Annotated in this window: 9 protein-coding genes; 5 read left to right on the top strand and 4 right to left on the bottom strand. The window is 62.0% G+C overall.

The window, feature by feature from the left end:
• Window positions 1–221: 221 nt before the first annotated feature.
• Both WDS16_RS14220 and WDS16_RS14215 read left to right on the top strand, forming a co-directional pair.
• On the top strand, window positions 222–1,799 hold the full coding sequence (locus tag WDS16_RS14220; RefSeq protein WP_338893445.1) for a flavin monoamine oxidase family protein: 1,578 nt from the start codon (window positions 222–224) through the stop codon (window positions 1,797–1,799).
• A 31-nt stretch (window positions 1,800–1,830) separates the two neighbouring features.
• Window positions 1,831–2,481, top strand: a complete 651-nt coding sequence (locus WDS16_RS14215) for a Rid family hydrolase (RefSeq protein WP_338885906.1) — start codon at window positions 1,831–1,833, stop codon at window positions 2,479–2,481.
• A 96-nt stretch (window positions 2,482–2,577) separates the two neighbouring features.
• On the opposite strand, the gene WDS16_RS14210 is transcribed toward WDS16_RS14215, so the two are convergent.
• The 4 genes from WDS16_RS14210 to WDS16_RS14195 form a co-directional block, all read right to left on the bottom strand.
• A complete protein-coding gene (locus tag WDS16_RS14210) occupies window positions 2,578–3,309 on the bottom strand; it encodes an aspartate/glutamate racemase family protein (RefSeq protein WP_338885905.1) in 732 nt (243 codons plus the stop codon).
• A 10-nt stretch (window positions 3,310–3,319) separates the two neighbouring features.
• Window positions 3,320–4,891, bottom strand: coding sequence for an NCS1 family nucleobase:cation symporter-1 (locus WDS16_RS14205; protein ID WP_338885904.1), 1,572 nt, complete (start codon window positions 4,889–4,891; stop codon window positions 3,320–3,322).
• Between the two features lie 150 nt (window positions 4,892–5,041).
• Window positions 5,042–5,758, bottom strand: a complete 717-nt coding sequence (locus WDS16_RS14200) for a GntR family transcriptional regulator (protein ID WP_338885903.1) — start codon at window positions 5,756–5,758, stop codon at window positions 5,042–5,044.
• A 31-nt stretch (window positions 5,759–5,789) separates the two neighbouring features.
• Entirely contained in the window at window positions 5,790–6,854 is a 1,065-nt protein-coding gene (locus WDS16_RS14195) for an IS630 family transposase (protein ID WP_338885902.1), read from the bottom strand.
• Window positions 6,855–6,967: 113 nt separating this feature from the next.
• Between WDS16_RS14195 and mftE the strand changes: the two genes are divergently transcribed.
• The 3 genes from mftE to mftG all read left to right on the top strand — a co-directional run bounded on the left by mftE (window position 6,968) and on the right by mftG (window position 10,624).
• Window positions 6,968–7,678 carry a mycofactocin biosynthesis peptidyl-dipeptidase MftE gene (gene mftE, locus WDS16_RS14190; protein ID WP_338885901.1) on the top strand — a complete coding sequence of 237 codons (711 nt, stop codon included), beginning with the start codon at window positions 6,968–6,970 and terminating at the stop codon, window positions 7,676–7,678.
• A gap of 103 nt (window positions 7,679–7,781) precedes the next feature.
• On the top strand, window positions 7,782–9,179 hold the full coding sequence (gene mftF / locus WDS16_RS14185) for a mycofactocin biosynthesis glycosyltransferase MftF (protein ID WP_338893443.1): 1,398 nt from the start codon (window positions 7,782–7,784) through the stop codon (window positions 9,177–9,179).
• Window positions 9,176–10,624: a mycofactocin system GMC family oxidoreductase MftG gene (gene mftG, locus WDS16_RS14180; protein WP_338885900.1), complete on the top strand. Its 1,449-nt coding sequence runs from the start codon at window positions 9,176–9,178 to the stop codon at window positions 10,622–10,624. Before mftF ends, mftG begins: the two co-directional genes overlap by 4 nt.
• Window positions 10,625–10,653: the final 29 nt, after the last annotated feature.

Below are 10,653 nucleotides of genomic sequence, written 5' to 3'. Positions count from 1 at the left end.
CGTCGATGCTTCGCCTGAATTCAAGTGAGTGAGAACTCACCACGAGTCGATACCGACGTTCTCACCCGATAATTCGACGAACGTTTCGCACGGTACGCATTCCCGAATTCTCGGCATTCCACGATTGACCGAACTCGAAACCAGCCGATGTCGGCCGGGAGTACGAGTGCGAGCCGGCATAAGGAGTGGAAGAACACATGGCAGTTACACGGAGATCGTTCATGCGTGGCCTGGGTGTCACAGGCGGTGCAGGACTCGCCTACGGAGCGATGTCGACGATCGGTCTTGCGCCATCGGCCGCGGCGGCGCCCAAGCGGTTTCAGTCGCCCGCGATGGCCGACCTGATCGGAAGGGTCGAAGGAAGCCCGAAGATCGTTGTTCTCGGCGGCGGGCCTGCTGGTCTCTGCTCAGCGTACGAGCTGCAGAAGGCCGGATACGCCGTGACGATCCTCGAGGCGCGTCAGCGGCCGGGCGGGCGAGTGTGGTCCATCCGCGGAGGAGCCGAGGAGACCGACCTCAACGGGGAGACCCAGAAATGTACCTTCTCCGACGGACACTTCTACAACATCGGTGCAACACGAATCCCGCAGAGCCACATCACGATGGACTACTGCAAAGAACTCGGCGTCGAGTTGCAGACATTCGGAAACCAGAACGCGAACACACTGGTCAACTACAAGAGCAGCACTGCGTTGAATCAGCAGTCGGTGTCCTACCGCGCGGCCAAGGCCGATACCTACGGCTACATGTCGGAGTTGCTGCAGAAGGCTGCCAGTAGAGGTGCTCTCGACGACGTCCTGACCCCCGATGACAAGGACGCTCTGTCTGAGTTCCTGTCCAGCTTCGGCGACCTCTCCGACGACGGGCGCTACATCGGGTCCACTCGTCGCGGATACAGCTCGGAGCCGGGTGCAGGCCTGAACTTCGGTGACGAGACCAAGCCCTACGGCATGTCCGACGTGATCCAGAGCGGCATCGGAAGAAACTTCAGCTTCGAGTTCGGTTACGACCAGGCGATGCTGATGTTCAGCCCGGTGGGGGGCATGGATCGGATCTACTACGCGTTCTCCGACGCCATCGGCGAGGACAACATCGTCTACGGGGCCGAGGTCACGGCACTGAACAACACGTCCGACGGCGCGACGGTGGAATACACCAAAGACGGTTCGATGGAATCGATCTCGGCCGACTACGTCATCTGCACCATCCCGCCTGCCCTCGTCACGCGACTGGACAACAACCTGCCCGCCGAGGTCCTGCTCGCGTTGAAAGCGGCCAAAGCGACACCGTCCGGGAAGATGGGCATCGAGTACTCGCGACGGTGGTGGGAGACCGACGAGCGCATCTACGGCGGCGCCAGCAACACCGACATGGACATATCTCAGATCATGTTCCCGTACGACCACTACAACTCGGATCGCGGTGTCGTCGTCGCCTACTACAACACGGGTAAGCGGCATCAGGCATTCGAATCCCTCACGCACAAACAGCGTCTGGCGAAGGCGGTTGCCGAAGGATCGATGATCCACGGTGACAAGTACACCAAGGACATCAGCTCGTCGTTCTCCGGAAGTTGGCGCCGAACGAAGTACTCCGAGAGCGCATGGGTGTCGTGGGCGGGGGCCGGAGATTCGCACGGCGGTGTCGCGACGGCCGAATACTCCACGCTCCTGAAGCCCGTCGAGCACATCTACTTCGCGGGAGATCACCTGTCCAACGCCATCGCCTGGCAGCACGGCGCCTTCACCTCCGCGCGCGACGTCGTCACTTCCATTCACGAACGTGTCACCGCGTCCTGATCCCTGTTCGTCCCTCGAAAGGAAATCTCTCTTGTCCAAGAACACACGTTCGTTCGCCGCCGCGCTCGCTGCCGGGGCAATCCTGTTCACCGCGGCGTGCTCGTCGGATTCGGATGCGGCGCCTGCCGACACCGAATCCGCCTCTGGGGCCAGATCGGTCATCGAGCCGGGTGAAGCGAATCCGATGATCGCGCAGGGCGTCGAAATCTCCGGTGATGCAACAGTCTACAAGTCCAGTGGAATCGGACCGACAGCGCTGAACGACGATGCGGCAGAAGGAAGTCCGGAATCGTACATCGACACCGAACAGTTCTCGGGTGGGACCTTGCCGTCCGGTGTGACGGTCACCGAGGCTCAGGGAATCGGCGTGCTGAAGAAGATCCGCGACAACCTCGAAGATCAGGGCTATGCACTCGAGGATGTCGTGACGATGCGTGTGTTCCTCGACAATGCACCTGGTACCGATCGTGCCGACTATGCGGGCTGGAACCGCGCCTATCGCCAGTTCTTCGCGAACACCAATCTCGATACCGATGCGACAGAGCTCGTGCCGATGGGTACCGCGGAGCCCTCGGCACCCATCGAGCGTAATTCAGCGCGACCGTCACGGTTCGCCCTCGAGGTTGCTTCGCTCCCCGTGCAAGGGTGGCTTGTGGAGGTCGAGGTGGATGCTGTGAAGTGACGGCTCCGGTCTCGTGATTGATGGGGCTCCGCCCCAGTGGCGCGGTTAAGTGCACTGGCGTGCACTTAACCGCGCCACTGCGGCGGGCGGGGCGGGTCAGTCGGTTCCGAAGCCGGCCAACAGTCCTGAGTACTTCTTGGGTGGGGGAGCGGCGAACTCCGCACGCTTCCCAGTGCGCAGACCCATAGTCACGAGCGACTGCACGAACAACGTCGCTGCTGCTACCCCGTCGACGACGGGTGCGCCGATCTCCGACGAGATGTGCCCACAGAGGTCGGCCATACCGGCGCACCCGAGGACGATGGCGTCGCTGCCGTCCCTCTCCATGGCATCTCGGCACGCTTCGGTGATGATCTTTCTGGCGTCTGGGTCGGTCTCCAATTCGAGAACCGGAATCTCGCAGGCGTGGACCCCGCGACAGTGGCGGGACAGTCCGTAGTGTTCGGCAAGGTCCCAGGCACGTCCGGTGGTTCTGCCCAACGTCGTCACTACGGAGAAGCCGCGACCGAGAAAACTCGCGGCGTGCATCGCAGCTTCCGCGATTCCGACGACCGGGCCCGTCGCCGCCTCGCGCGCAGCGTCCATGCCTGGGTCACCGAAGCATGCGATGACGTAACCGTCGGCGCCCTGAGCTTCGCCGAGCGCGATCTGCTCCAAAATTCCGGGGACACTGAGGGCTTCGTCCACGTGAGACTCGATGGAGGCAGGCCCCATCGACGGACTGACCGCGTCGACGAGTGTGCCCGGGCCTGCGACGGCCCGGGCACACTCTCCGATCGTTGCGGTCATCGACAGCGTGGTGTTCGGGTTGACGACCTTGATGAGCACGGGCCGGATCCTATGCCTTCACCGGCGCGTCGAGGTGATTGGTCACTGCGAGCTTGGTCTTGGTCGCCAGATAGTAGTAGAGGGCGAATCCGACGCCGCAGCCGATGAACCAGCTGTACTTCGACGCGGTCGCCATCCCGGCGATCTCCATGCCGTCGATTGCACCGTTGAACAGCACGGTGAACATGGCCAGCAATGCACCGACGATCGTGGCGTAGACGGCCGCCGGGTTGTATCCCTTGGAGTACCAGTATTTTCCGGCCGGCGACATCGTGAACAGTTCGTCTACTACTACCTTCTGCTTGCGCACCAGGTAGTAGTCGGCGATCAGTACGCCGAACAGTGGTCCGATGAACGCACCGAGGGTCTCGAGCGTCAGGTGGATCACATCCGGGTTGTTGTACAGGTTCCACGGCGTGATGAGCACGGAACCGACCGCTGCGATCATGCCGCCTGCACGCCAGCTGATCTTCTGGGGGCTGACATTGGAGAAGTCGAATGCGGGAGAGATGAAGTTGGCGACGATGTTGATGCCGATCGTGGCGATCGTGAAGGTGAGCGCGCCCAGCACGATGGCGAACGTGCTGTCGATTCGAGCGACGGTCTCGACAGGGTCGGTGATGAGTTCGCCGAAGACCGGCAGCGTCAACGACGCGGTGACGACGACGAGGATGGAGAAGACGAGGAAGTTGACCGGCAGGCCGAGGAAGTTGCCCTTCTTGACCGCCGCGTAGGACTTGCCGTAGCGAGAGAAGTCGCCGAAGTTGAGCATCGGTCCGGAGAAGTAGGAGACGACGAGCGCGATCGCACCGAGCATGACGGGAACTGCGCTGAATCCCGTGTACTCGACTTCACCGAGGTTGAGATCGATTGCGCCCCAGCCTGCCTTCCAGATCAGGTAACCGCACAACGCGAACATGACGACATATACCGCAGGTCCGCAGAAGTCGATGAATTTGCGAATCGATTCCATGCCCCGCCAGAACACGGCGGCCTGCAGTACCCAGAGGAACAGGAAACTCGCCCACCCGAGCGCCGAGAGACCGGCGAAACCATAGTCGGCAGTCACGGCATACGGGGCAAGGCTTGGGAAGAGTTTGATGAGGACGATGTCGAGTGCCGCAGATGCGAGGAATGTCTGAATGCCGTACCAGGCAACGGCGATGAGGCCGCGAATGATTGCCGGGATGTTGGCGCCCAGTACTCCGAACGATGCGCGACAGATCACCGGATACGGCACGCCCGAGACCTGGCTGGGCTTGGCGACCAGATTGCAGAAGAAGTAGACGATCGAGATGCCGACGAGGAGCGAGATGAGCACCTGCCAGCTCGCAAGGCCAAGTGCGAACAGGCTTCCTGCCGTGACGTATCCGCCGACGGAGTGAACGTCGGACATCCAGAACGCGAAGAGATTGTAGGAGGTCCACGTCTGCTTCTTCAGCGGTGCGAGGTCCTCGTTCGTCAGCCGTGGGTCGTAGCTGTCCTTGATCAACCCGCCGCCGACCGGATGGCCCGCGGCCTCTACCAAGTCGCCGCTCGGCTCAGCAGAGGGCGATAGGGGGCCGTTCGCTGTATCTGTCATCGATGCTCCTGATGCCTAGCGTGGAGCCGCAGGGCTCCACTCCTGGAGAGAATGAATCGGTCCACTCCACGGTGGTGAAGACCGGCGAAACAAAAGGTAGCGACGAAGTGTTGCACCTGCGTGACGACATGGATATATCTTTCATCCGGCTCAGTCGGCCGTCGGATCCGCCAAGAGTCCCGATTCACTCGTGATGGACGAGATCACCGTATTGAGTCTTCCTGAATGCGATTGAGCGATCTCCAACAATGCGTCCGAATCGCGGTCGAGAAATGCTTCGAGCATCGTGCGATGATCCGAATGCAACGATGCCCGGTCCGACCCCGCGACGTGCACCATGGGTTGAATGGGTTCGGTGATGTTCCAGGCCGATTCCAGCATATGGAGGAGTCGCTTCATTCGCGACGGATTGGTCAGAGACATGTGGAATTGACGACTCCTGCGGTGGTACTCGCGGGGATCGTCGGCGGAAATCGATTCCTCCAGTAAGCGATTGGCCTCGATCGCCTGTTCTCGGTCGCTGTCCGTCGCGAGTTCGACGGCAGTTGCCAACGCAGCTGTTTCCAGTACCTCTCTGACGATGTACATCTCCCGCAGTTCGGCGGAGGTGAGTTGTGCCACGGTATATCCGAGATTGGGTCGGTGATCCACCAATCCTTCACCGATGAGAGTCTTCAATGATTCGCGAACCGGTATTCGACTGACACCGAAGACCTCTGCTACCTCGTTGAGCGGAATGGGCGTGTTCGGTGGTGCGTCGCCGGAGAGAATTACTCTGCGTAGTTCGTCGAGAATGGTCGACTGCCTACCTCCGGGTTCATTGATACTCAACTTCGCCAGGAGTACCGATCGCCGACGTGGTGGCATGTCAGGTTCCTTCCGTTACACAACGGGCACGCTAGTGGCTCGTGTTTGAAGTCGTTTTACGGGTCGCTTTCTTGAGGATTTCCTCCGGGGTTTTGGTCCAGACGAATGGTGTGGCGCGGGTGTTCCAGCCGTTGATGAACGCACGGATTTTCGATGTCAGATCGGTGACGGAGGTGAAGACGCCGCGGCCGAGTGCTTGACGTTGGATGACCCCGAACCACACTTCGACGAGATTGAGCCACGACGCTGATGTCGGAGTGAAATGGACTGCGATGCGGGGGTTCTCGGCTAGCCAGGCTTTGACTTCGGGGGTCTTGTGGGTGGCGTAATTGTCGGCGATCAGGTGCAGCTCCTGGCTGGGGTAGGCCCGTGCGACCTGTTTGAGGAACGCCAGGTATTCGGTACTGCGGTGGCGCGGTTTGCAGGAGGCGGTGACCTTGCCGGTGGCGATATCGAGTGCTGCGAACAGTGTTGTGGTGCCATGTCGTTTGTAGTCGTGGGTGTGCCTCTCGACCGAACCGGGCTGCATCGGGAGCATCGGTTGGGTGCGGTCGAGGGCCTGGATCTGGGACTTTTCGTCCAGTGACAATACGATCGCGTTCTCGGGTGGATCGAGGTACAGACCGACGACATCGTGGACCTTGGCGACGAGCTCCGGGTCGGTGGAATATTTGAACGTCTCCGCCCGCCACGGCTGCACACCGTACTCACGCCAAGCGTTGGCTACAGCGTAGAAACTTATCCCGAGATGGTCGGCTAGCAACCTCGAACTCCAATGTGTGACACCGAGTTTCTTCGGTGGCGGCATCAACGTCGCTGTCACGATCGCCGAGTGATCGAGCGTCCGCGGCCGGCCCGATCGATGCAGGTCCGACAGGCCGTCGATGCCTCGTTCGCCGTACCGTCCACGCCAGGTGATCACCGTCGGACGCGAAACGCCGCACCTGCGTGCGATCTCCGAATTCGACACCCCATCGGCGGCGAGCAACACGATCCTCGCCCGCAACGCCAACCCTGCAGGCGCGGTCGGTGCCCGCAAGATCGCTTCGAGCTTGTCCCTGTCGCCGTCGATCAACCCGAGAGGTGCGATTCGCATCCCTCATTTTCGCATCCCGACACTGTCAAACCAATTCAAACACGCGACACTAGCGGGACATTGTTTCGGCTGTGTGAAGATCGGTCCACCGGACGGAGAGATACCATCGGCCGGTGCCGAAGAACGACGATGTCCGCCCCGGGTTCGACGAACTCGGACCGAGAGCGTGGCCGACTGTCGACGGGTCCGTGACGGTCGTCGTCCCGTTGGGTTCGTTCGAGCAACATGGCCCGCACCTTCCGCTCGACACCGACACTCGGATTGCGGAAGCCGTTGCGCAGCGTCTGACGAACGTGGTGCTCGCACCGTCGATCGCCTACGGTTCCAGCGGTGAGCACGCGGGATTTCCGGGGACGATATCCATCGGCGCCGACGCGCTTCGATCGGTGCTCGTCGAGTACGGGCGATCTGCGTGCGCGTGGGCGGACCGGGTGTTGTTCGTCAATGGCCACGGAGGGAACATCGCCACCCTGACCGCCGCCGTGGAGCTACTGCGTTACGAAGGTCGAGACGTTGCGTGGGTCCCGTGCGCGGTGCCTGACGCCGATGCCCACGCAGGGCGGACCGAAACGTCGCTGCTGCTCTGGCTTTCACCGGACGTCGTGGACGTCTCGCGTGTCGAGGTGGGCAACACCGACGCACTCGGAGACCTCCTTCCGCGGCTGAGGGACGGAGGGGTGCGGGCTGTGGCACCCAACGGCGTGCTCGGTGACCCGCGTGGGTCCAGCGCATCCGAGGGCGAGGTGATTTTCGCCGATATGTGTGCCCGCACAGCCGCTGTCCTGCGGCGATGGGTGCCGTCTCCCCGAGGAATGTTGACCTGATCCGGGAGTCCGGAAACGGGCGTCGAAACGGGTTCTCGGTATGTTCCTTGTTTTCTCCGGCGGTCGATAACACTTCGCCGCGATGTCCGCTTACGATCACCTGATGGGTCAAGGACGATTGCCTGATGGCTTCGGGGTGCGCGTCGATCCTCGGGTACGAACTTACTCGGACGGTCGCGTTCTGATTGGCGGATCTCCGACACGGATGCTCAAGCTTGCCCCGACGGCTGCGGCCATGATCGGCGACGGATTTCTCGAGGTAACCGATTCGCAGTCCGCGCTCGTCGCTCGGAAGTTGCTCGATTCGGGTGTCGCCAACCCCCGACCGATGTCGATTCCGTCCCCGCGTGATGTGACGGTGGTCGTGCCCTTGAAGAACAACGCTGCAGGGCTCAGTAGGCTGCTGCCGGCGCTGCACGGGTTGAACGTGATCGTCGTGGACGACGGTTCGGACGATCCGGTCAAGGCCCCGCCTATGGCCTGGAGCGTCGGCGGGGTGACGGTACTACGTCACGCGACCTCGCGAGGGCCCGCGGCGGCACGAAACACCGGACTTCGCAGTGCAACAACTGATTTCGTCGCCTTTCTGGACTCCGACGTCGTGCCGCGCAAGGGATGGCTCGAGGTGATGCTCGGCCATTTCTCCGATCCGGCCGTCGCTCTCGTAGCACCGAGAATCGTGGCGCTGGAACCCGAGGGCAATGCGCTGGCGAGGTACGAGCACGCGCGGTCGTCCCTGGATCTGGGACGCAAAGAGGCTGCAGTGCGAGCGGGAAGCTCGGTGTCCTATGTGCCGAGTGCTGCGATGTTGATTCGTAGACAGGTGGCGCAGGAGTGCGGCGGGTTCGACGAGTCGATGCACGTGGCCGAGGACGTCGACCTCTGCTGGAGGTTGCAGGAAGCGGGGTGGCGTCTGCGCTACGAACCGGTGGCCCACGTGGCGCACGACCACCGGGTGACATTCGGCCGCTGGTTCGGACGCAAGCTGTTCTACGGCACCGGTGCGAGCCCGCTCGCCGAACGGCACCCGGGAATGGTTCCGCCGATCTCGATGTCCCCGTGGACGCTGGTCGCATGTTTGCTCGCTGTGAGCTTCACCAAGTTCGGTCTGCTCGGAGCGCTGTTGACGCTCGGCGTCACCATCGGCCGCCTCCGCAAAATGTTCGTAGGGCTCGATCAACCCACTCGGATCGCAGCGATACTTGCGACCGAGGGTTTCATCGGAGGTATGTGGCAGCTCGCATCCGCCCTGTGTCGCCATTATTGGCCGATCACGCTCCTCGCGGTAATTCTGTCCAGTCGGATTCGAAAGATCGCCCTGGGACTTGCGGTGGCAGAAGCGTTGTCGGACTGGTACAACCATCGTGAACTAGGTGGACTCGATCCGGTTCGGTACGCATTTTTCAAGCGAATCGACGACGTCGCCTACGGAGCAGGACTGTGGTCGGGAGCTGTGAACGCGCGAAGCGTCAAGGCGCTGACGCCACGAATGGACACATGAGCACTGCCCGTGCCGTGGACGTGATCGTCGTCGGTGGCGGGTCGTGCGGATCGGTCGTCGCGGCCCGGTTGAGCGAGGACCCATCGTGTTCGGTGATGCTGCTCGAGGCGGGATCGGGGTTCGGTTCGCTCGGCGACGTACCGCAGGACATTCTCGATGCACGCATTCTGCCCATCGGGCCGCAGAGTGCCTGGGTCGATACCTACCTCGCCGAGTTGACCCCGACGCTCACACGGACCGTGGCGCGGGGCCGCGTACTCGGAGGGTCTGGGGCAGTGAACGGCGGCTACTTCATCCGCGCGCGACCCACGGACTTCGACGCGTGGCCGAAGTCGTGGTCCTTCGACGACGTCCTCCCGTACTACCGCAAGCTCGAGAACGACACGGACTTCTCCGGAAGCTTCCACGGCGAGGCGGGGCCGATGCCCGTCTCGCGTGTCGCAGAGAACTCGAGGTCTCCGATCACCGAGATGTTCGTCGATGCGGCACACAGCGCCGGTTTTGCGGACGACTCGGACAAGAATTCACCCGTATCCGCCGGTGGCGTCGGACCGGTGCCGCGCAACATCTTTCGTGGCGTACGCACCAATGCTGCTGTTGCATACCTCCTTCCGGCATTGAGCCGCACCAACTTGACTGTCGTCGATGGGGCACGTGTCCTCGCCGTGACGTTCGACGGGATGAAAGCGAGCGGAGTCACCGTCGCGCGCGGACAGTCGGTCGAGCATTTGAAGGCAGAACGAGTAGTCCTGTGCGCAGGGGCGGTTCGTACACCGCAGCTGTTGATGTTGTCGGGTGTCGGACCGGTGAGACACCTTGTCGAGAAAGGTGTTTCGGTGAAGATCGACCATCCTCGAGTGGGTCGAGGGTTCAGCGATCATCCGGAAGTCGGTGTCTACTATCAGGTCTCGGACGCGGAGGCCGGTGAATCGCCGCTCGAGGCAGTCCTTCACGTCGACGATCTGGAAATACGTCCGTACTCGGTACCGTTCGACCGAATGATTCCAGGACTCGAAAACGGCGACCCGATGATAGGCGTCGGATTGATGCGACCGGAGAGTCGAGGCGATATCACTCTACGGACCGCCGATCCCTGCGATACACCGTTCGTGCGCTATCGATATCTGGAGACCGAATCGGATCGATCGGCGTTGTCGGCCGGCCTCGATGTGGTCGGCGAGATGATCGGTGGCGTCGCGCCGCTCGCAACCGTCGTCGGCGATCCGTTGCTCGGGCGGCTCGGGACCTCGCTTCATCTGTCCGGTAGTTGCGCGATGGGCGACGACAGCTCGGTGCTCGACGATTCGTGCCGGGTCCGGGGGATCGACGGTCTGTACGTTCTCGACACTTCGGCATTTCCTGTCGTACCGACGAGAGGACCACACGCGACGGCGATCATGCTCGCCGAACGCGGAGCGGACATCATGCGGGGCACGGTGGCGTAGGTTCGTGGTCTGCGGGCCATTCACGGCGC

The sequence above is a fragment of the Rhodococcus sovatensis genome (assembly GCF_037327425.1).
Taxonomy (GTDB): domain Bacteria; phylum Actinomycetota; class Actinomycetes; order Mycobacteriales; family Mycobacteriaceae; genus Rhodococcoides; species Rhodococcoides sovatense.
The sequence above is the reverse complement of the archived record's forward strand: the minus strand, read 5'-3'. Positions and strand labels throughout refer to the sequence as shown.